Raw genomic sequence first — 21,098 nt, 5'->3', positions numbered from 1 at the left:
TTTAGCTAACTGAACGACGTTGCTCGTGAAGCGGGAAATTTTCGACATAGAGCATCGGCGATTTCCCGCTTCATCTTCCTAGTTCTAACGGTCGAAGCCGACGCTGTCTAGCGATTCACCAGAGCCGCCTGTTCTCACTCACTACTCGTAGTACTCCTTCAGAACCACCGCGAATCGCCTCGTCACCCGCCGCGAAGTACTCCGAGTGATCACCGCCATCCCAGACTTCGATTCGTAACACCCCACCCTCAACGTCACTGCTCCACTGTCGCTCAACGTATGCCTCCTAACACTCGCTACACACCGCTTCGACTTGGTCCTCTAGATTCCCGTTGAACGAGTCCGGTTCGAACGATAAGGAATGATGGAGCGCATCGCTGCAAAATTTCTCGCTGCCCTATACAGATAGTCTGCAGCGAAACGTCCTCACAACCATAAACTGTTAATGAACTTCGCTGGAATTCTCTGTCAGTCAATGGCCACAAAAGCGGAACGCTGGGAAGATTGGATCGGACGAACGCTTCTGACGAATATTCGCTCTTCCGAGATGCCGGATCCTGTTCCGATGATCGATACGTCTGGTGAAGAACTCGACACGGCTGATGAGTTCGATACCTATCGATACGGACGAGGAAATGGGCAGTATTTATATTTTCTCTATCTCTTAGACGAGCCGGTGAAGCAAGCGAGCGACGTTATCCCGGTCTATATCGGAGAAACAAGTAGTATCACCTCGAGACTCTATCAACACTTTAAGAAAATTCGAGATGCCCTTCCGACCGACGCATGGGAAGATGACGGTTCGTGGGGGAGCTGGTCGAAATACGACCACATGGCGGCCGTCTACGAACACGCCGAGAGCCCACTCTATGCCTGGATTCTCAACGTTGAGGAACTCGATACGGGACCGTATGGATCCTCGCCATATCGGCAAGAACTCGAGGCGAAACTCGTCGGACTCGTCCACTCGCAATCGCGTTTCGAACGGGTATTCGCGAATCGTGAATTCGTCCCGAACCAAGTCGTCCACGAAATGGGGAAGGTCGGCCCGGACTGGCTCACTGGTGACGATAGCTACGAACCGACAACACTCTCGTCTACTCCTGACATACAGATAACGGGGCAGTCAAAGACCGACCTCTGGCATGAATGGGTCGAAGAAACGATCCTCGACGATATCCAAGATTCATCGGAAGCCGATCCGATCCCTCTCTTCGATACGAACGAGGATCTCCAAGTGCAGCTAACCCCGAAGAATGGCCTCAAACGTAGCGATGCTATCGACGAGGAAATTCGGCGAGAAGGAAAGCGATGTGTCTCTAAGGACGGTGTCCCTCCGAACTGTCCGGACGGTCTTTTATATGTCATGTATCAACTGCGGACAGAGAGCGAGAACCCTGATGTGACAGATATCATCCCTCGGTATATCGGAAAGGGAGAAGCCTACGGGAAGAAAAACGAGCTAAGCGCGAATTTCACAGAAATCGCGAAGGATCGGTCCCGGACGGAGAGTTTTGCACGTTGGGGGGACGGCGATTACTGGCATATCGGTGAACTCTCGAATACCGTCTTTGGGAGAGAGGAGAAGAAACTCGCTTGGGCAAGCGAGCTCTTCGAATCGGGAACACGGACACTCAAGCAGCAGACCTACCTCTGGATTCGGGCGTGGGATCCGGCCGAGTATCGCGGACCATACGGATATGATGCCTATCTCGCCGAGGCAGAACCGCTTCTCATCGGCCTCGCACAGGATGCGTATCCGTCTGAACTTCTCAATTATTCCAGTGCGCCGGATGATGCACCGGTCAAGGAAACGGAGCATCAATTCGAAACGATTTCTGAGTAACTTGGGTTTCTGACCCCCATTACTCCTAGAAATATGGGAATGATTCCTTGTTCTCTGAGAGTCTGAACCACCGTTGTCTAGGTCCTTTTCGTTCATATTCGCTCGTTGTACCATTGGAGTCGTTCACCGATCATCAACCTCCTGCATCCAACAGGGGGTGAAAAACTGGCCAAATACCACCTCTCTTTACACCAAGTGAGTCACGTCAGCAGGTTCTTCGATATTGTCCAAGAGTATGCCGACACCAATCATGGTTTCAAGCTCGTTCTGGGTTTCTACCGCCCTGCGACCCGGCCGTCATCGTTGCATCGTCGGTCGGCAGCTATGTTTCAATCCCGTTCTGGGATTGAAACCCGATCGGCTTCTTCATGTCCTTGAGGTAGTCTAGGCGTCGCAACGCGGTAGAAACCCACACCGGGATTGAAATGCTTGCCGAGCCCGCCCGAGGACGGTGACGGCGGTTGGCGCGGACAAACATGCTGCAGTATAGACACAGATACAATCCGTCAGGCGACTAAGATTCCACGAGTTGAGTGCCAGTAGCACGGATGTAAGTGCCGAAATTCATCGGCTCCTTCGAGTGTTAACCAACAACTTTGCTCCTACGAGCGTTTTCGTTGGTTAAGACTGCGACGGAGGCCGCTGGAATTCGTGTGGCAATTTCGCTGTGAAGATGCCTGATTCAGCTGTCTACCTCTCGCCAGTCGGTTCGGTGCTACTGACGATGACCGCGTGAGCCGGGTGACACTTTTGGAAGAAGATCCTCCGTCTTTATACAGATCTACGATCAATGTGGATAAAACGCATGCGTGTCTCCTATCAAAATGCGAATATTAACAGCGGCAACGAATCGACGCTGCTGCGGTTTACAGCTGCGGATGGCACGCGTGCCTGTATTCTCGTCGATGCAGGAGATGGCGTCGATCTCGATACACTACTGGCAGACGATGAGTATCTGAACGCAATCTTACTCACACACCCGCATATCGATCACTATCGCACGCTCGCAACGAACATCCGACACAATGCGCCGATCTATACCGCACACACAACCGCCGCTATCCTCAAGCAGTCCCTCCCGGAAGCTACAAAGGACAACGACCTCGGGGACATCTCCGCCGCGCTCAACGCGCTCGAACCGATCGACGAATGGACGTCGATCCTCAACGGCCTCGAGGTCCGGCCGATTGCCGCTGGCCACACACCTGGTGGGGCAGGGTTCCTGGTCCGGTTTCACGATGAGACTGCGAGTGACGACCCCCTACACGGCGAGCAGCACATTCTTATTTCGGGCGACTTCACGACGCGATCGTGTGCAGGATTTCCGGGGCTGGCAACGTCGTACCCGTTTGATATCGACTGTCTCCTGCTCAACGTCGCGAGCAACGATTCCTACACGACGTCACTGAATGAGTCGCTTCAATTGACCCTCGAGCAGGCGTATGCCGGCTCACGAGTGGTCGTCGCGGCAAGTTCATTGACTGGCGTTCATTATGCAACACTGCTGGGTCACTGTACGGAAGTGCTCGAGCGCGAGGTTCCGATCACGCTCGTCGGACAGGCTGCGAAACTCTACGACACCCTCGAGTACGATGTGTCTGGGGTCGAACCGACAGCGGTCTTCGACCGGACGAACGAGGTACTGACAGATGGCGGGATCACGATTGCCGGCCCCGAGATGCCGACGACCGGAAGTACACAGCGACTTCGGCAAGCAATCGGCGATGATCCTGCTGCTGCGTTCGTTCAATTAACGACGGGAGACGAGGTCGACCCAGCAGACACCCGCTGTACCACACAGGCGTTTTCACTGTCGAATCATCCCAGTAGTGAGACGATCACCGACATTGTTCACGACATCGCTCCGAAAGAGGTCGTCATCAAGCACGCGAGCGGACGCAGACTCAAAAAATTTCAGCAGCGCTTCGATCGCTGTTTTACGTGGGGAACGAACGATACAGGGATCCACTGTCTCTACGAAAACGGCGAGTGGCAGGTCCCCGACTGGATCACCGACTCGACTGCAAGTCGAATTCAAAGCCGACAGTGGGACGCTCTCCAAGAACAGTCACTCGAGATCGACGCCTCACTCCCTCGCTGTCGATATGGATCGATCAATCTCGAGGCAGAAGGTGTTGATCTCGATTCCCTCGAAGAGACGTTTTCAGGAGCTATCGAGGGCCCGTATGCTGGTACTGATCCAGAGAACGATGGTTCGAAAGCACCTGAACGCGATGAGGACGACCGACAGAACGATCGATCGTTCGAAGCAGACGTTCTCGCCCGTCTCGAGGCGATTGAAACGACACTCGACCGATCCGAGGAGACGGTTTCGGCCCGCGTGCTGAGTGATGGTGCGGACACACAGGTCTTGGAACTCCTCGAGACCGCCGATGTCGAAGCTGGTGACGTAGTCGACGTAACGATCAAAACAGAACCGAGCGACGACTAGTACGGTATCACGTAGTCACTGTCGGCTTCCACCGCGCGACATGGCCACTCCACCCACTCTCCTCCCTGGCAGTATCCAAATTTCGCTGGCGACGATTGATATCCACCTTGCCGGGCGCTTTTACAGTCTTCTCGAGGAGAGTATCAAATCACGTCTACCCTATCTCGAGTGTATCGACGGCCTCGGCAGGCCCGATGTCGTACTCGACGAGACGGTTCGCTGCAAGCTGCCACGCCTGTTCAGCGAGTTCGGGATCAGCGTTCTCATAGTGAACACTGAACTCGGTCAGTGCAACTGCGACGAGGAGATCCTCCTGTCGATCGGTGAGAGGCATCGCCGATGTTGGGTGCGGCTTCTCTGATAAACCTCAGGACTATCGTTGCTTGACTGGAACATTTGTAGAAGAGAGGGATGGGGTATACCGACAGAATCGCCTCGTGAATATCGTCGAGAGGAACCTGCTTGTCATCGGTGACTCTCTGTTCTGGCCTATCCTCTGATTCCATCCTCCTGAGCAGTCTCTCGAGCGTCCGTTTGGAGGTGCTCATAGCGGGCTCACACCGCTTTGAACAGAACCGGCCGTACCCTGCCTGTTCACGGGCGAGTCTCGTACAGGTCGCTACTCGGCACTCGTCGCGGTCGGTCATCTGGCGATACCTCGTTTCATGAATTGAATCGTCTCAGCTCTGCCGGACGCTATTGCTGTGAATCTGGATTCCATACATCGTACAGTGGACTTTGTTCGCGTCCCCTGCACCACTCTAAGGGAGATAAATAACCTCGAATAAGCGAGTCCTCTCTCTTATCGAATGAATGTTCCATCTAGAGCAGGAACGAGTCCAGTTCGAATCTCGAGATTGACACGCCGAAGATGCTTACAGCCACTCTCTGGCTGGCACTGTTCGAAATTTGGACAGTTACAGGTCTCTGCCTCGATGTTGATCTCGTATGTGTTCCCGCTCTCACTATCGACTTTGTAGACCGGTCCCGCCGCGGTGAAGCGGACGCCCATCTCCTCGCTCAGTGCGCGGCGTGTTCGCGCGTCGTCGATCGAGTACCCTTCCGCCTCGAGTGGGGTCGGTGGTGCTGGTGTTTCACACTGGTCTCTGAATTCGTCGCGACGATTGCGTTCTTGGCCACAGTTCCGGCAGCGCCAGTAGCGTGTGCGATACTCGTCGCTATCGGTGAGGTCGAGATCGTATTGTGTCGGTTCCCTTCCTGGGAGCCACTCATCGATTGCGATGAGTTCATGCCCGTTTAGTCGAGCAATGTCTCCGGAATACCTTTGCTCTCGGTCATTTGTGTTACTGCGGTCATGGTGGGGTTGCTGCTGCTCGCGATGGATCGGTTGATCTGTACTCATGGGTACTCTCGAGGCACAGGTGAAAGCGCCTCACCCGTCAGGCGCGAAAAAACAACTTAGATTTCAGGTCAGATACTCAGTGGTGGAGAGACAGATCTGAATAGGATCTCAGTCCTAGTTTGCTCGAATGAGCACTCCGAGACCGTTTGGCACCTCCCAGAGTCTGGCGTATACCCGCTGAGGGTATTCTTAATCGAATCGATAGCAAAGAGTGGGGTGCGACGTCAAGATGCCTGATTTCTCTGATCCACGGCTACCGCTTCCGGTTGACAATCACACGGAACGCGATATGTTCTGTACGGCGTCACTGTCTAGTTCTGCACCTTCTCAATTGGCGTTTTTCCACCAAGAGATTGATGCGGTCTCTGGTGGTTGTAGTAATGCACAAATTGTTCAAGTCACTCTCGGACGCTCGTCCGACTGCCACCCATGAATTATGGAAGCGGTCGATACGCATTTTGAGGGTGTGAAACCACTTTTCGATCAGGTTTCGCTCGGTATAGTTGGTCCGACCGCTTAATCCTAATCGAGAGAGGGCAGTCCGATAGCCGAATTGATCGACGAGAAGCTCAGCATCTGAGAGATCGTGTTTCTCGCGGAGTCTATGTAGAAACGCAGCTGCCGGATCGGTACCGTGCCGACCAAATAACGCGACATCGAGGATCAACTTTGTCTCGATGTCTATTGCAGCGTACAGCCAAGACCACTCGCCGTTAATCTTGACAGCAGTCTCGTCAACAGCGACCCGCGACGGCGATGCCGTCGGCGGGTCGCGTCCGCTGTCAGCCAGTCGATGTACCCAGTTCCAAACCGCTCCGTGAGAGCGTTCAACGCCTAATTCAGCGAGAATCGCTGTTGTATCTCGAAGCGAACAACCGGTCTAATGGAGGCGGACGGCGAACGCCCTGATGGGCGTCGCCGTCCGCTCATTCTTCCAAGATTCTTCTAAATTCGCCTCGTAGCTCTCGCTGAGCAGGTCTGCGAGCATCAACCAACTCAATAGTACGACCTGCTCACTTCTCAAACTGGCTCAATTAGACAGTGCCTCTGTAACAACGAGAAGAGACAACCCCTACTCCCTCCCCCTGTCATCGATGTGTAAAACCCTTCGAAGGGAGTGGAAGCCAGAACCAGAAAAATATTAGAGGTGTGAAAAGAACTATATATGTGGTGGTGACGTTCTCAAACACTTGGATTATATTCTGTCTCAAGATTAGCTATTGTCTGACGAGGTTTTATATGGGATACGTGATAACCAAAACCGCAGTAGGCCTAATCACGAGGTTGCTTTTACGAACCGAGTGATAATTCTCTCTCTGAGAGCGTTGTTCTTCGTGAAATCGCTGTCCTAGAACCTTCTATCGCCAATATTCGCTTTTATTCGTGTTTTCCTCTTGGACTTACGCTTCTCGTTTACACTTCGATGACGGGGGGAGGGTGTTCAGCATTCAGGACGTCACAAGGGATCTCTCGTAGTTTTCGATAATAGCCATGGCGTGAGGGATATCTTCAGCACCTGTCCGGTACTCGATTCTGTTACTAATCACGAATGTTGGGATATAGCCTTGAATTAGACTCAAGTTTACACATCAAAGACTGAGGGTGCCTCGAGAGAATCCTCGGAAGACCATCTGCAGATCTACTGGCTCTGGAACTCCCTCAGCTGAGCGTTGACCACTGGTTGAAGGAGATCCTTTTGTTTGGCTATCGCCCCCAAACGAGTGTCGTCGACGATCCGATTCATCATCGCTTCGGGATCACCCGTGAACGTGAACTCCATGTACATTCCGCCACCGCGTCCTCGGCTCTTCCGAGATGTCGAGATGAGACCATACGTGGAGAGTTCTTTGACGTACTTGACGTAGGTTTCCCGTGTCATCTGGTCAGCATCAATCTCATCGGTAACCCATTGATAGACCTTGAAGCCGACTGGACTCGGAACCGAACTCCCGGACCAATTGGAAAAATAGGCGACAGAAGCGGTCGCGTATAGAGAGATCTTTTTTTGGGTAGTTAGTCCCTCTATCAGCTTCAGTGAGCGGTCCTTGTCGATCTCTTTCTGGGAGTCGCGGACGTGTTCTTCGCAGACTTTCTTGTCACCACATTCATCCGCGAGATCACCGGCACCACGGAACAGGTCGATTGCCTTTCGTGCGTCTCCGTGGCTCTGGGCTGCGAATGCCGATACGAGCGGTAGTACGTCGTCAGTTAAGGCATCGGGCCGGAAGGCATCGCGACGGTTTTCGAGTATCTGACGGAGTTGATTCGCGTCATAATCCGGGAAGTAGACGTCCCGGGGATTGAACGAACTCTCGGCTCGGCCGTCGATATCCTCCATAAATTTGGGGTCGTTCGTTAGTGCGGCGACCGATACTTGCCCCTCAATCTCGTTTGTGTTACTTGCTCGCGACAGCTGATAGAGCAGTTTCGAATAGGCGGGTTCGTCGTTCGCTCGTCGACCGACCAGAAGATCGATCTCATCAAGGATGAAAATGACTGAGTCGTAGTGATCATTGATGAGTTCGTACAAGCGTCGGTACTTGTGCTTCGTTGACACGCCCGTCTCTGGAACACCGACCTCTGCGTCAACGTCGTTCGCGACGGTCTGGACGAGTTCGAAGACGGCTTGATCGAGGGTGTTGATCGGCTGGCAGTTGATGTCGGCCACGCCAAAACGTTCGCCCCTAGATTGACAGAGCTCGATAATCTGTTGCGTAACTGCTCCGATGATGAGTGATTTCCCCGTCCCAGCAGGACCGTATAGCAGCATATTTGGAGGACGGTTACCCTGAAGTGTTGGTTTCAGATACGAGACAACAGCTTCGAGCTGGTCATCACGACCGACGATTCGCTCCTCGTCGATAATCGTGTCTGGCTCGACGAGATCCCGGTCGACAAAAACTGATGTCTCTCCCTCGTCGTCCAGCATGTCTCGGATCGAGCGCTGAGTACTCCCATCACCGACTTCTACGTGTTCTGAATCAGTTCTAGAATGATATCCTTCGTCGAGGATAGATTGGTCCACTCCATCCTGGTCAGTACCGGCCATACGCTTGCTGTATGCCGAGGCGTTAAAAGGATTCACCTCTTTCGATGTTTATCCAGTCGACTTGGTCAATTTATCCACCGTATTCGACTGATTCTCCTCGTCTCTGGCGAAACCGATACTGAGGTATATCCAACAGGAGGCCCCGTCATCGAGGTGTAACGAGGACTTTGATATAATCTACTTCTCCTCCCACTTGTCGAAGTATAAGCGGTACGCCCTACTCCCCGTCATCGAAGTGTAAGTTGTGACTCCCCCGCCATCAATGTGAAAACTGGCCTCGTCTTCCACTCTCCCGCTCCCAGCCATCAGTTTACACTTCGAACACGGGGCCTATCGATAGTGGCCAAGGCAAGTTCCGATGTCGTCTTTCTATTCGTCCAGGTTAACGGGTCTTTGTACTGGGAACGGATCTTCTCTCCATCCCACCACTGCCAGTAGTAGTAGCAGTTGTTGTGGATCTCCTTGGTCGTAATTATCGCCTTTGCGGGGACATTGTCTGGAAAATCATCGGGCTGCTCCTCGATGTCGTCCTCGTCTGATTTTTTCACGAGACCGGCCTCGTGTTCTTTGTGTTCGGCCAACTCTTCGGCGTAGCGGGCTACGTCCAGAAGACGTCCAGAGTGGACTCGTTGAGGGTGTTGACTAATTCCATCGGGAGGGCCGCCGGCGGGGTCGGTGGGTTGTAGGACATCGGTTGTCGCCCTGTGTTAACCAACAGGAACCAGCAATCTATAGCGACGATGGTCTACGGAATCCCAGACTCCATGCTGAAGAGGCAAGACAGTGATATCGAAATACTGACTAAAGGTTGGCCGGATAGACCTCAACTGTGCCCTCTTTGCGAACAACAACAGAATATCCAACGTACTCGAACTCGACAGTAGAAACGTCACCGGAATCAGACGTAAAGAGAGTGTTCAATGCTTCCGAATCAATCACGTTGTAGAGCGGCGGTGCTATCGGACTGCTCTCTTTCGAATAGGACTGAGCGGCCGGGTCAACTATACCGACTGAAACCTCATCGAAAAGTGGTTTCCCACCCTCAAAATGCAAATCAACTGCTTGGTCGTGGTGAATCGCCATACGACGTTGGATTTCCCTAGCTCACAGCACGCTTGATGTTGTAGACGGTACACATCAGAACGATTTTACGGAATTCTCGATACCAGCTTCGCGCACGCACGGCATCGCCGAGCGTGCGCTTGATCACGGAGAAGACGGTCTCAGACAACGCTCTCTGACCGTAGAGAGTCCCATCGATCCGCGCGTTATGCGCGTGATCGATGGGACGGAACTCTCGATGCTTGATCAGCGGTCTTACGTCCTCTTCCCGGAGTTTTTCACGTAATCGTTGCCAGCCGATCTGCGTGTCGTGACGTTTCTCGGTTGTGCAGTGAACGTCGAGGATAGCTTGTGACTCAGTATCGACGAGAGCGGTGGTTTTGAGCGTCTGAACACGATAATTCGTCCGACGGCAGTAGTGTTTGCTCGCGTTTTCGCGGTCGAAAAACGTCGCGTCCATCGCAGCGTGACCAGATGGCTCGTGCAGCTGCGCCGACAGGCGCAGCAGCACTCGCCAGATCGCCATCTTGATCCTATCAAACGCTTTCACTAGCGTCGAGTGATCAGGGAGATCGGCCTTCTCAAGGCCGATCTCTGCCAGTATTTGTGGCATCTCGCTCAGGAGATCGAGCGCTTCGCGGTAGGATTTCTCCAAGTAAATCCGCAGACAATGCAGCGAAACAACCGCGTAGTCGGCGAATCCGCCGCCACCCTGTGGGGCGGCGGATTCGCCTCGGCCACCAACAGCACTTTTAGCCAACGTCACTACTTTCCCAGTGAAGCGGGAAATTTTGGACATGAACCATCCGCCGTTTCCCGCTTCACCTTCCTAGATTTGACGGTCGAAGTCCGTGCTGTCCGGCGATTCACCAGAGCCAACTGCTTCCATAATTCATGGGTGGGCAGTCGGACGAGCGTCCGAGAGTGGCTTGAACAGTTGTGTAGTAATCAAAGACCGCATCAAACTCCAACGGAAAAGTGCCAGTTGCGGAAGTGCAGAGCTAGACCGTGCCTGCCAGACCGTCAGATCGGATATGCGGTTGCAGCAGTTGTTCCGTCATTCAAATCGCGCTACTCGTTGGAAGAGACTCAATTTGCACCTGGAAAGATGATAATCGATGCGAACTGCTCGCCGCTACCAACGTACGAGCGCTTGAGTTACCGCTCGTCGCCTCTTCTCCAATCGTCGAATTAAGTCGAGAGCCGCGTTCAACACAGGGAAACTGAACCCGAGATGATCGTAAAGATACCGCTGCAACAATTGGTCGGATCCGACTCGGTTGCTGTGAAGGCTCCGCTGTCGATCCGCTACGAGTTGTTCGCAGGCGTCGATATTCCTTTGTAGAGTCTTATCAGACGAGACTAACTGCGAAAAAGACTGCCACTCTATAGTAGCCACTGAAACGATTTACACACTGATCGCGACGCAGTCGTGCGATCAGGTGTGCAATGACTTTCAGTGGCTACTATAGTGTAGAATTTTGGTCGAATGAATCCTCGATATCCTGCAGTCGCTCGGACGCATCAGCTAACAATTCTTGCTCCCCCGAGAGACTTCGAAGCAACTCCTCGCGTCGCCGAGCAGCGGTGCGTGCCTGCTGGACCAGTAATCGCTTCAACTGCGTAGAAAACGGTTGATCGTCTACTACAACTGTAGCGATGTCTCGGTTAAACTCTGCAGCCATATTTTCGCGAAGAGGTTCGCCGTAGTCCTCGTCGTAATGGGGGACCGCCATCACCGTTTCTCGATAGCGATTTCGGACGGGTTTTACTCTGGTTCCGACAGTTCCTCCCTTCATCAGCAGCGTTTGGTTTGATTGCGAGAAACCATCTGATACGCTCAGCGCTCGCACTTCCTCGGCGAAATCGTAAAACGCGTCTCGTTCCGTACGCATGCGTTCGCGCTCGGTTTCTACGAGTGATTGAGCTTTCCGAATGTATCCCGCAGCGCCTATCAGTGCCGCCGGATTCCCTGCATAGATAGTAGAGTAATAAACTGATCTCCGCCGAGTCCGCCCGCTGTCTGCACAATCAATCTCGATAGTAGTTTCGGAGAGACGGTGATAAGGAACAGTACGACGACGAGATATCGAATACAGTTCCTAGGTTCAGTTTTCCGTACCGTCCCGTTAGAGACTGTGTTAGTCATCACCACATAGGAATATGTGAAGAACAATAACCGTGATTGACATTTTGACTATGGAAACCGAATTCATTCTACTAAATCAGGTAATGAATATAAACCTCTGATAGTAACCTTTTTCGAAGTGTATGGAAATACCTCACTATGGCAGATGGAGTGAAACGTGGTCTTGAGGGAGTCGTAGTTTCGGAGTCGCAACTTAGCACGATTGATGGTGACGCCGGTCGGTTGAGCTATCGAGGGTACGCCATCGAGGATCTCGCTCGTGGCGCTAGCTACGAGGAAGTGCTTTACCTGCTCTGGTACGGCACCCTCCCCGATCAAACGGAGCTGGCCGAATTTACCGAGGCGATGGCAGCCGATCGCGAGGTCAACGATACTATCCTCGAGATAACGCGAGCGCTCGCGGCCGCAGACAAAGAACCGATGGCCGCCTTGCGCACGGTCGTCTCCGCACTTTCGGAATCGGACTCCGAGGCTGGTATGACTGATCGCGAGGCAAACCTACGGAAAGGGCGACGGATCACGGCGAAAATGCCGACAATCGTCGCGGCCTTTGAACGGGCTCGCCGCGGCGACCAGTTAGTCCCGCCGCGAGAGGACCTCGGACACGCGGAGAATTTCCTGTACATGCTCAACAACGAGGTCCCCAATGAGGTGGTGAGCGAGACGTTCGATCAGGCACTGGTCCTCCACGCCGACCACGGTCTGAACGCGTCGACGTTCTCTGCAATGGTTACTGCGAGCACGCTCGCCGACCTCCGCGCAGCTCTCACGAGCGCCATCGGTACCTTGAGCGGAAGCCTACACGGGGGTGCCAATCAGGACGTTATGGAGATGCTCGAAGATGTCGACCGTTCCGGATCAGATCCGCTCGAATGGATCGAAACTGCGATTGACGAGGGTCGTCGTATTCCCGGCTTCGGCCACCGCGTCTACTCCGTTACGGATCCGCGCGCGAAAATCCTTAGCGAACGATCTGAATCTCTCGGGAAGGCTGCCGGAGATACAAAGTGGTACGAGATGAGTACCGCCATCGAGCAATATTTGGCCGAAGAGAAGGGGTTAGCTCCCAACGTGGATTTCTACTCTGCGTCCACGTACTATCAGATGGGAATCCCGATCGACATGTATACGCCGATCTTCGCCATCTCTCGTGTCGGCGGCTGGATCGCTCACGTGCTTGAGCAGTATGACGATAATCGGCTCATTCGACCTCGAGCGCGCTATGTCGGCCCAGAAGACCGCAAGTTCGTTCCGCTCGAAAAGCGATAGGCGCCTTCGAACGGCTGCGACGTTTCCACGCGGCTAGTATGTGGTGATGCCAGTACCGACGGAACAAACGTACTCGCCGGTAGCAACCTGCGGAAGGCGTCGACTCCGCCAGAAGATCCCGTCGTTGTTGGCGGTCACTTCGGCTTTCGGCTCGCCGAACGGCGTCGTCACTTCGAATATCGTCTCGCCGCGCGTAACCTCGGAGCCGAGTTCCTTTTTGAACGATATCAGTCCACCTGCAGGCGTACCGTAGTGATCGAATCCCGTTGCCTTCGTCTGGTCTTTAATGTCGACGTCCCCCTGCAGAAAGTTGTAGTACCGTAGGACGTTGAAGACCCCCGTAACGCCTTTGCGGATACTACTTTCATCCCAGCCGACGCAGCCACCGAGTTCCGGATCGACGGTTGGTATACCTTCGTTGGGTGTGGTCCGAGCGAGCTGCCCATCCGGCCCCTTCTGATCGAGAACATAGCCACAGCCGAAAACCTTCGCGAGTTCGAGACAGGAGTCGTAAAGCCGATGTCTTCGGCCACACCGCACTCGGATTTCATCGATCATTCGGCTCGTCGATGCCTGGTGAAGATCCAGCGCGAGGTCGGCTTGCGTCGCGACATCAAACGTTTCGGCCGCGATACGCTCGCTCGACGTTCCGTCACGGTCCCCCGGATACGTCCTGTTCGTCTTCGTATCATCGATCGGATTTCGGTGTTCTGCCACCTGAAAGCCGTGGTAATTGACGATTCCGATGATGAGGACCGCTCCTGAGATCTTCGCGGGATCGAGCCGGGGAACCACCCGCTGAACGACGCCGACGCCGTTCAATTCGTCCCCGTCGCTCGCCGCCTGTATGTACAACGTATCGCCCGGGGCTTCACCGTTGATAACGGCAATGGGAAGGCCGAATGGCCGTCCATCTCGAGTCTCACCTATCTCAAGCCGTCCTGTACTGACTTCACCAGGGGCGGCACTCGCCGTTCCAATCGTTATCATGAACAATCGAGGTACTGAGGGACCGCTTTGTTGTTCGATAATTGCATGCTATTGGAGCGGACCGGACAGACAGATAAATCGCCGGAACGGTCGGGGTTTTCGAGGTGGTTCAAGTGGGTTCTCCGTTCGCGGATCGGACTGATGTACGATCCGGTCCGAGGATCCTTGGAATGACCGTCATGACTCATTCAATTTGGGCCATTCGATCCATGAGCGTCCTTCTTGCCGATTCGAATTCACCACCGATACGGAGAATCTGATAGCCGTTGCTGATTTTCCGGTTTACATTGTCGACGGCGTGGGCAACGGCGCCAAGCGGGACGCCCGCGCTTCGACTCGCCGCTTCGACTGTTTCAATGGCCGCAGTCACCTCCAAGTGATCAGATTCGTTTGGGTGCCCGAGTTGTGTCGCGAGGTCGTTCGAGCCAACAAACGCGAACCCGAGCTCCGCGACATCAAGGATATCAGAAATATTGTCGACAGCTTCCTCGGTTTCGATCATTGCGCCTAGGTTGACGGTGTCATCCTCGCGTTGCGCGTACCCCTCCGTCGTTCCGTACCCGCTCGCCCGTTGGCCGGCCATTCCCCGATTGCCAGGACGCCCCTCGTAGACAAACCGCGTCGCTTCGGCGGCGCGGCGGACCTCCGCAGCGGTTTCGATTCGCGGGATGAGTAGGTTTCGAACGCCCGTATCGAGGACCTTTCGGATCAGTGCCGGATCCTCGTCCGGGAGACGGACGAGCAGCTGGATCCCGCTCAGCTCCGCCGCTCGCTGCAGGTGAGTGATCTTATCGGCGTCCCACGGACTGAACCCGGAGTGCTCGAAGTCCAGCCACACGAAGTCGAGTCCGATATCACCGTAAATCTCGACGAGTGCCGGCGAAAACGAGGAGGCACGAGCGCCGAGGACGACACCGTCGTCTGTAATTACTTCTCGAACCGTGTTCTGACGGACCATAGCTGTGACAGACAATACCGCTCCTCTTGATTCTTATCATTTTACACTAGTACATGACACGATGGATGGTGACAGTTGGCGATACCGCGGAAAACGTGATTCGACGCTATGGTTACAACGCGTCCTTGTTCACCGTTGACTCTGGGACTCCACCGTCGTAGACCGTCCGGACGTTCTCCGCAGCGCCCACGCTCATTCGTCGCGTCGCCTCGACCGATAGCGTCCCCATGTGAGGGGACAGAATGACGTCATCCCGCTGGAGGAGCGGGTCGTCTGGCGCCGGCGGTTCGTCGTGGAGCACGTCCAGCCCGGCGGCGATCAACTCGCCTTCCGCTAACGCCCGCTCTAATGCCGACTCATCGATAATCTCTCCTCGAGCTGTGTTGACGATGTAATCGATCTCCCGCAACTCGTCCCGTCCGATGGCACGCCGCGTCTCATCGGTGAGCGGGGCGTGGACACTCACCGTGTCGGCCGCCTCGAACAGCGCACGTTTCTCGCTCGCCCTCTCGATGTCCGCCGGTAGCTTGTCTTCGCTGACGTACGGATCGTACACGATGCATCGCATTCCCATTCCGACCGCCAGGTCCGCCGCTTCGCGCGCGATACTGCCGAACCCAAAGAGACCGAGCGTGTCACCGGTGATTGTATGCCGACGGAACCGATCCCAGTCCGACCGAACGTCCCAGTTGCCACCCCGGACCGCGCGGTCGGCTTGCAGGAGGTTCCGCCGTGTCGTCAATATCAGCATAATCGCGTGCTCCGCAACTGTCCGCGAATTCGCTTGCGGAGTATTGCAGACCACAATCCCGCGGTCGCTCGCGGCATCGATATCAATGCTGTCCAGCCCGACGCCGTGCTTCGAGATGACCTTCAGCCGCTCGGCGTCGGCGATCAGGTCGGCGTCGAGTTCCACCCCTCGGAGGATTATCGCGTCGGCATCCGGGAGCTGGTCGCCGATGGTCTCGTCGTCGTACGTTTCAACTGACAGCACGATGTCGCTGATCGACTCCGGTCCTTCGCTCGCGATCTGCTCTGGGATCAATAATTGCCACTTCTCGCTCTCAATCATACCCATACTACTCGTGGGCAGTTATATATAACTGCATACGATCTGTCGGATCTGATAGTCGGTCACCGATACTATGATGTCTCTTCTCTGATTGCGCTACCAACCGGTAATCGGTGGGCGGCGCTCACTTCCGTTCCAATATGGACGACGAAATCCCTCACAAGCACACGATTTGTATGGGTAGTTTCTCCAGAGGCGAACTTTAAATAGTAAGAGCTGTAGGTAACAGGTATGGAATCCGATCACTCGAACATCAGGGCGGTGGAAATCAGCCTCGGAATAATCCAACAACTCGTGGAACGTGACGGCGCTCGAGTAACCGAACTCGCGGAGGAACTAGACATTGCGCCGAGTACGGCACATAACCATCTGCGGACGCTCCTGAACAACGGGTTCGTGGTCGACGAAGGAAGCGTCTACTATCCTAGTCTTGAGTTCCTCCACGTCGGGGAATACGCTCGCCAGCGGAAGGTCGGGTATCAGAAGGCCGAACAGCACGTGAAGGCCCTCGCCGAGGAGTCGGGTGGCCGGACGCACTTTACCGTCCTGGAACACGGTCACGGGCGGTACCTTTACACTAAAACTGGGGACCTCGCCGTTGAGACGTTCTCCCGGTACGGCAGTCAGTTTCCGCTTCACGTGACTGCAGCCGGCAAGGCGATGCTCGCCGAATTGCCGGACTGGCAGATTCAGGAGATCGTCGACCAGTGCGGACTAAAGGCATTGACGGACCAGAGTATTACCGATGAGGAGGAACTGTTTGCGGAGTTGGAGGCAACCCGTGAACGGGGTGTTGCGTTCAACTTTGAGGAACACAACAAGGGAATCAGCGCGGTTGCAGCGTCGGTACAGGAACCCAATGGCTCTCTCCTCGGTGCGTTAACGATCTCCGGCCCGGCCCAGCGGTTCAAGGGTGACCTCATCCGGGAGGAGTTCCCTGATCTCCTCCTCGCGAGGGTGAATGAACTGGAACTGGACATCGTCTATTCGAACTAATTATATACATTCATACTGTTGTAAAGGATCGTGCTCGATGCTCTGCCCAAAAACAACAGACATACGGTTGTAAAAATAAATAGCAAATATTGAACCAGTACATTCGGTATACGAACGCACCGGTATAAACGGTTGTAATCAACATCCCATTGTAGATTACAACCATGTGACTGTAAAGAACTCTGCCGAACCTTCTAGCCTAGTTATACACTCATATGGGTGTAATGGGATGACCCACGTCTGCAGATTCAATCTTACACGAGACAGATATTAGCAGTGGTACGATTCGGTTCCGTGTTTCGGCAGAGCAAAAACTTAGTGATGTGGATTGTTCGCATAGTACGATAACTAGAAGTCATATTATCGGCTAATATTCGGAATTTGCACACATTCGGACCATATGGACCCTGATCCACCGATACCTTGAACGCCATCCCTGGAAAAATACTTCCGCCCGTAGTAAGGATCCAGACTGGTGAATCTTGAGTTAATCGTCGCCGGAGGTCGCGGTATCCAAACACTCAAATAGAATCCATCCGATCTTCTGAACATGGACTTTCAGCGATCCGATGAACAGGAATTGATATACCAGACAGCAAACGACATCGCGACAGACCGATTCGCGGAGAAGGCGTTCACTTGGGAGGACGAGTTCCCGTACGAGAATCAGAAGATTCTGGCGGAGCAGGACCTTCTCGGAATCGGTTTGCCGATGGAGTACGGCGGCGGCGGCTACTCAGTCGTCGAAGTTCTCACCGCACAGGAGGCAGTCGGACGCGTCTGCCCCGACACCGCACACATCCTCTCGCGATCATCAATGGGACCGCCGCGGGCGATCGCGGAACTGGGAAGCGAGTATCTCAAGGAGAAGTACCTCTCGGCTGTCTGTGACGGGAACTCAATCATCTCCGTCGCGATTTCGGAAGCTGAGGCGGGATCCGACGCTAGCAACATGCAGACGAGTGTCGAGCGCGACGGTGACGAACTTATCCTAAACGGCAGCAAGATGTGGGTAACCAAGGCGGCCCAGTGCGACGCGTTCCTCGTTTACGCGCGGTTCCCGGACGACAACATCGGTGCAATCGTCGTCGACAAGGACACTGATGGCCTCACGCTTGACGACGGCTCGGTCAACATGGCCGGCCACGTCCAACACCAGCTGTACTTCGATGACTGCACCGTCCACGAAGACCAGGTGTTAGTCCACGAGAAGGACGCATTCAAGCGGTTGCTGATCGAGTTCAACGTCGAGCGGTGCCACAACGCCATGATGTGCGTCGCCTGCGGTCTCAATGCGTTCGACAAGGCCCTCGACTACGCGAAGAACCGAGAACAGTTCGATCAGCCGGTCGCTGACTTCCAGGGGATCGAGTGGAAGTTAGCCGATATGGCGATGGAACTCGACGCCGCCCGGCTACTGATCTACCGTGCGGCCGCCAATGCCCGCGAGAGCGATCCCTCGCGACTGGAGACCTCGATGGCGAAAGTGAAGGCCAACGAGGTCGGCCAGGAAGTGGTCGACGAGGCAATGCAGATCCACGGTGCGAACGGCTACATGAAAGATTCGCCGATCGAGTACCTCTACCGGTGGGTGCGTGGGTGGAAGATCGCCGGTGGGACAGTTGAGGTACAGCGGAACGCGATCGCCAGCGAACTGAAGAAGTACGGACTTGACTGAGTCCCGTCCGGGCATCGGGTAGATACTTTTTTGACCCCGGACCGGCCTATACCAGGTATGCGCCAACCGCTTAGTGGAGTCAGAGTACTAGATCTCGGTCAGATTTACCAGGGCCCGTATTGCGGAACAATCCTCTCCTACCTCGGTGCTGACGTTATCAAGGTCGAGCCGCCATGGGGCGAGAACATCCGAACGCGTACCGAAGACGGCAAACCCCCCCAGTACCAGTACCTCAATCCGAACAAGCGCGATATAACGCTCGACTTCAAGTCCGAAGAGGGAAAGGAGGCTCTCCATCGGCTGGCCGAGAAGGCCGATGTCGTCATCGAAAACTACTCGACCGGGACGATGGACTCTCTCGAGCTGGGCTACGATGATCTGAGCGAGGTGAACCCTGAACTCGTCTACGCTCATGGATCTGGATACGGCGACGACGGCCCGTACGCTGACTACCCCGCGATGGACCTGACTATTCAGGCGATGAGCGGCGCGATCCACACGACCGGCTTCCCTGATCAGAAACCGGTCAAGGCTGGGCCGGCGATCGCCGACTTCTTCGGCGGGATTCACCTCGCCGTCGGCGTCGTGGCCGCTCTCTTCGAACGGGTGTTTACCGGTGAAGGCCAGTACGTCGAAGTGGGGATGTTCGACTGCCTCTATCCGACGCTCGCCTCGCCGGTTTCGTCGTGGGTCTCCCAGAACGACGCGCCGCCGCGAACGGGGAATAAACACTCTGGCCTCGCAATCTCTCCGTACAACGTCTACGAGGTCGAGGACGGGTACGTTGCTGTCATATGCATCAGCGAACATCAGTGGGTGGGCCTCGCGCGGCTTATCGGCCGCGAGGACATGGTTGGGGATGATCGGTTCGACTCGAAGTACAAACGCGCCCAGCACATGGATCTGATCGACGGTGCGATTGAGGACTGGATGGAGGGGAAAGAGAAAGACGCGGTCGTCGAGACGCTCCTTGAGCGGGACATCCCCTGTGCACCGGTCCAGACGGTCGAGGAAATCGTCGACGATCCCCACCTCGAGCACCGCGAGATGCTCAACTACGTGCCGAACCAAAGCGAAGGTCGCGACGAGATCCCCGTCCCCGGGATGCCGATCAAGTTCTCCGGGAGCGAGAGTCCGGAGGTCGAACCCGCACCCGAACTCGGCGAGCACACGGAAGAGGTGCTCGCGGAGCTCGCCGGTTACTCCGCGGAGGAGATCGCACGTCTGCAGGCCGACGACTGACCGACCGCAACCGTCGCGAATCGGATGTCAACGGGGGTGTGGCCACCACTGACTGACGATCGCGACGTGGTTGTAACGGGCGGCCGACCGTAGGCAGTCGCGTCCGTCCCGACGAACGGAACGGCAATTTTTATAAGGACTCCCATCACCATGTGTGGTAATGCCGTACAATAAGATCGACTACGATATCGTAGACGGCCGTGCGGAGGTCTTCATCGACCGCCCTGACATCATGAACGCTTTCGACGAGGAGACACTGCTGGAACTCAACGAGGCGTTACAGGACGCAATGACGGACGACGACGTGTACGTCGTCCTGCTCTCGGGGCACGGCCGAGGGTTCTGCAGTGGTGCCGACGTGACCTCGATGGACGGCCGTGAGGATCGAGAGAAGAAACACCTGTATGGATCGCACCTCTGGCTGGTACAGAACGTCGATCGCCTCCTCTACTTTGGACAGAAGCCAACGATCGCAGCGGTCAACGGGCCGGCGGTCGGCGCCGGTTGTGACTTCGCGCTCGCGTGCGATATACGTGTTATGGACGACGACGCCTTCCTCCGCCAGCAGTTCGTAAACATCGGTCTGGTCCCCGGCGATGGCGGCGCGTGGCTGTTACCGCGACTCGTTGGTGAGAGCAAGGCCAAAGAGCTCATTCTGACCGGTCGCGACATCGATGCCGACGAGGCCGAGGATCTCGGTCTGAGCGTCGAGAGCGCCACCGACGGCGACGTCGTCGAGCGCGCTAGGGACCTCGCGAACGAACTCCGCGACAAACCGGCGCTCGCCATGCAGAACACCAAACAACTCATCGACACGAACCAGAGCTTCGAGGACTACACCCAGGCCGCGCTCGAGGCTCAGTGGAAGTGCGTGAACGATTCGGAGCATACGGAGGCCGTCGACGCCGTCATCGAGGGCCGGGAACCGGCGTTCGATCGCGACTACTGAATGGAGAGTTCCGTGATACCGCA

General features: G+C 55.1%; 17 protein-coding genes and 3 pseudogenes. 8 read left to right on the top strand and 12 right to left on the bottom strand.

Annotated features, from left to right (window positions below):
• Window positions 1-475: 475 nt before the first annotated feature.
• Together ACJYUO_RS21355 and ACJYUO_RS21350 are read left to right on the top strand one after the other, a co-directional pair.
• Complete coding sequence (locus ACJYUO_RS21355; RefSeq protein WP_494347331.1) at window positions 476-1,846, top strand: GIY-YIG nuclease family protein; 1,371 nt, start codon at window positions 476-478, stop codon at window positions 1,844-1,846.
• Between the two features lie 805 nt (window positions 1,847-2,651).
• Window positions 2,652-4,298, top strand: a complete 1,647-nt coding sequence (locus ACJYUO_RS21350) for an MBL fold metallo-hydrolase (RefSeq protein ID WP_494347330.1) — start codon at window positions 2,652-2,654, stop codon at window positions 4,296-4,298.
• Window positions 4,299-4,452: 154 nt separating this feature from the next.
• On the opposite strand, the gene ACJYUO_RS21345 is transcribed toward ACJYUO_RS21350, so the two are convergent.
• The 7 genes and pseudogenes from ACJYUO_RS21345 to ACJYUO_RS21315 form a co-directional block, all read right to left on the bottom strand.
• The gene (locus ACJYUO_RS21345; RefSeq protein ID WP_006185501.1) at window positions 4,453-4,632 is read right to left on the bottom strand and encodes a hypothetical protein; all 180 of its coding nucleotides are present in this window, start codon (window positions 4,630-4,632) and stop codon (window positions 4,453-4,455) included.
• A 468-nt stretch (window positions 4,633-5,100) separates the two neighbouring features.
• Window positions 5,101-5,661 carry a hypothetical protein gene (locus ACJYUO_RS21340; protein ID WP_494347329.1) on the bottom strand — a complete coding sequence of 187 codons (561 nt, stop codon included), beginning with the start codon at window positions 5,659-5,661 and terminating at the stop codon, window positions 5,101-5,103.
• A 311-nt stretch (window positions 5,662-5,972) separates the two neighbouring features.
• Window positions 5,973-6,649, bottom strand: a pseudogene (locus ACJYUO_RS21335) (IS6 family transposase).
• Window positions 6,650-7,300: 651 nt separating this feature from the next.
• On the bottom strand, window positions 7,301-8,590 hold the full coding sequence (locus tag ACJYUO_RS21330; protein ID WP_494347333.1) for an orc1/cdc6 family replication initiation protein: 1,290 nt from the start codon (window positions 8,588-8,590) through the stop codon (window positions 7,301-7,303).
• 425 nt (window positions 8,591-9,015) lie between these two features.
• Window positions 9,016-9,401: pseudogene (locus ACJYUO_RS21325) on the bottom strand (hypothetical protein).
• A gap of 110 nt (window positions 9,402-9,511) precedes the next feature.
• Window positions 9,512-9,793 carry a HalOD1 output domain-containing protein gene (locus tag ACJYUO_RS21320; RefSeq protein WP_494347328.1) on the bottom strand — a complete coding sequence of 94 codons (282 nt, stop codon included), beginning with the start codon at window positions 9,791-9,793 and terminating at the stop codon, window positions 9,512-9,514.
• Between the two features lie 16 nt (window positions 9,794-9,809).
• On the bottom strand, window positions 9,810-10,571 hold the full coding sequence (locus ACJYUO_RS21315; RefSeq protein ID WP_494347327.1) for an IS5 family transposase: 762 nt from the start codon (window positions 10,569-10,571) through the stop codon (window positions 9,810-9,812).
• Window positions 10,572-10,643: 72 nt separating this feature from the next.
• On the opposite strand from ACJYUO_RS21315, the pseudogene ACJYUO_RS21310 reads away from it, so the two are divergent.
• Window positions 10,644-10,748, top strand: a pseudogene (locus ACJYUO_RS21310) (IS6 family transposase); the annotation flags it as partial.
• Between the two features lie 159 nt (window positions 10,749-10,907).
• On the opposite strand, the gene ACJYUO_RS21305 reads toward ACJYUO_RS21310, so the two are convergent.
• Entirely contained in the window at window positions 10,908-11,171 is a 264-nt protein-coding gene (locus tag ACJYUO_RS21305) for a DUF7260 family protein (RefSeq protein WP_494347326.1), read from the bottom strand.
• A 67-nt stretch (window positions 11,172-11,238) separates the two neighbouring features.
• A complete protein-coding gene (locus ACJYUO_RS21300; protein WP_494347332.1) occupies window positions 11,239-11,709 on the bottom strand; it encodes a DUF7260 family protein in 471 nt (156 codons plus the stop codon).
• A gap of 350 nt (window positions 11,710-12,059) precedes the next feature.
• Here ACJYUO_RS21300 and citZ point away from each other — a divergent pair, with 350 nt between their 5' ends.
• The gene (citZ, locus tag ACJYUO_RS21295) at window positions 12,060-13,190 is read left to right on the top strand and encodes a citrate synthase (RefSeq protein WP_494347325.1); all 1,131 of its coding nucleotides are present in this window, start codon (window positions 12,060-12,062) and stop codon (window positions 13,188-13,190) included.
• A 33-nt stretch (window positions 13,191-13,223) separates the two neighbouring features.
• On the opposite strand, the gene ACJYUO_RS21290 is transcribed toward citZ, so the two are convergent.
• The 3 genes from ACJYUO_RS21290 to ACJYUO_RS21280 form a co-directional block, all read right to left on the bottom strand.
• Entirely contained in the window at window positions 13,224-14,180 is a 957-nt protein-coding gene (locus ACJYUO_RS21290) for a succinylglutamate desuccinylase/aspartoacylase family protein (RefSeq protein ID WP_494347324.1), read from the bottom strand.
• Window positions 14,181-14,364: 184 nt separating this feature from the next.
• The gene (locus ACJYUO_RS21285) at window positions 14,365-15,138 is read right to left on the bottom strand and encodes an HpcH/HpaI aldolase family protein (protein WP_226778447.1); all 774 of its coding nucleotides are present in this window, start codon (window positions 15,136-15,138) and stop codon (window positions 14,365-14,367) included.
• A gap of 112 nt (window positions 15,139-15,250) precedes the next feature.
• Window positions 15,251-16,210 (bottom strand): hydroxyacid dehydrogenase, encoded by a 960-nt coding sequence (locus ACJYUO_RS21280; protein WP_494347323.1) that lies wholly within the window; start codon window positions 16,208-16,210, stop codon window positions 15,251-15,253.
• 231 nt (window positions 16,211-16,441) lie between these two features.
• On the opposite strand from ACJYUO_RS21280, the gene ACJYUO_RS21275 reads away from it, so the two are divergent.
• The 4 genes from ACJYUO_RS21275 (at window position 16,442) to ACJYUO_RS21260 (ending at window position 21,075) form a co-directional block, all read left to right on the top strand.
• Complete coding sequence (locus ACJYUO_RS21275) at window positions 16,442-17,206, top strand: IclR family transcriptional regulator (RefSeq protein WP_494347322.1); 765 nt, start codon at window positions 16,442-16,444, stop codon at window positions 17,204-17,206.
• A gap of 550 nt (window positions 17,207-17,756) precedes the next feature.
• Complete coding sequence (locus ACJYUO_RS21270; protein WP_494347321.1) at window positions 17,757-18,884, top strand: acyl-CoA dehydrogenase family protein; 1,128 nt, start codon at window positions 17,757-17,759, stop codon at window positions 18,882-18,884.
• 57 nt (window positions 18,885-18,941) lie between these two features.
• Window positions 18,942-20,126: a CaiB/BaiF CoA transferase family protein gene (locus ACJYUO_RS21265; protein WP_494347320.1), complete on the top strand. Its 1,185-nt coding sequence runs from the start codon at window positions 18,942-18,944 to the stop codon at window positions 20,124-20,126.
• Between the two features lie 160 nt (window positions 20,127-20,286).
• Entirely contained in the window at window positions 20,287-21,075 is a 789-nt protein-coding gene (locus ACJYUO_RS21260) for an enoyl-CoA hydratase/isomerase family protein (RefSeq protein ID WP_494347319.1), read from the top strand.
• Window positions 21,076-21,098 lie beyond the last annotated feature (23 nt).

The organism is Natrinema sp. CRL1 (genome assembly GCF_059162405.1).
Note: the sequence above shows the minus strand (reverse complement) of the source record. Positions and strands in the feature narration are given on the sequence as shown.

Excerpts from the sequence above, each read along its gene's own strand:
- ACJYUO_RS21355 (WP_494347331.1), top strand. The coding sequence starts at position 476 with ATGGCCACAAAAGCGGAACGCTGGGAAGATTGGATCGGACGAACGCTT.
- ACJYUO_RS21350 (WP_494347330.1), top strand. The coding sequence starts at position 2,652 with ATGCGTGTCTCCTATCAAAATGCGAATATTAACAGCGGCAACGAATCG.
- ACJYUO_RS21345 (WP_006185501.1), bottom strand. The coding sequence starts at position 4,632 with ATGCCTCTCACCGATCGACAGGAGGATCTCCTCGTCGCAGTTGCACTG.
- ACJYUO_RS21340 (WP_494347329.1), bottom strand. The coding sequence starts at position 5,661 with ATGAGTACAGATCAACCGATCCATCGCGAGCAGCAGCAACCCCACCAT.
- ACJYUO_RS21330 (WP_494347333.1), bottom strand. The coding sequence starts at position 8,590 with ATGCTGGACGACGAGGGAGAGACATCAGTTTTTGTCGACCGGGATCTC.
- ACJYUO_RS21320 (WP_494347328.1), bottom strand. The coding sequence starts at position 9,793 with ATGGCGATTCACCACGACCAAGCAGTTGATTTGCATTTTGAGGGTGGG.
- ACJYUO_RS21315 (WP_494347327.1), bottom strand. The coding sequence starts at position 10,571 with ATGTCCAAAATTTCCCGCTTCACTGGGAAAGTAGTGACGTTGGCTAAA.
- citZ (WP_494347325.1), top strand. The coding sequence starts at position 12,060 with ATGGCAGATGGAGTGAAACGTGGTCTTGAGGGAGTCGTAGTTTCGGAG.
- ACJYUO_RS21290 (WP_494347324.1), bottom strand. The coding sequence starts at position 14,180 with ATGATAACGATTGGAACGGCGAGTGCCGCCCCTGGTGAAGTCAGTACA.
- ACJYUO_RS21285 (WP_226778447.1), bottom strand. The coding sequence starts at position 15,138 with ATGGTCCGTCAGAACACGGTTCGAGAAGTAATTACAGACGACGGTGTC.
- ACJYUO_RS21280 (WP_494347323.1), bottom strand. The coding sequence starts at position 16,210 with ATGATTGAGAGCGAGAAGTGGCAATTATTGATCCCAGAGCAGATCGCG.
- ACJYUO_RS21275 (WP_494347322.1), top strand. The coding sequence starts at position 16,442 with ATGGAATCCGATCACTCGAACATCAGGGCGGTGGAAATCAGCCTCGGA.
- ACJYUO_RS21270 (WP_494347321.1), top strand. The coding sequence starts at position 17,757 with ATGGACTTTCAGCGATCCGATGAACAGGAATTGATATACCAGACAGCA.
- ACJYUO_RS21265 (WP_494347320.1), top strand. The coding sequence starts at position 18,942 with ATGCGCCAACCGCTTAGTGGAGTCAGAGTACTAGATCTCGGTCAGATT.
- ACJYUO_RS21260 (WP_494347319.1), top strand. The coding sequence starts at position 20,287 with ATGCCGTACAATAAGATCGACTACGATATCGTAGACGGCCGTGCGGAG.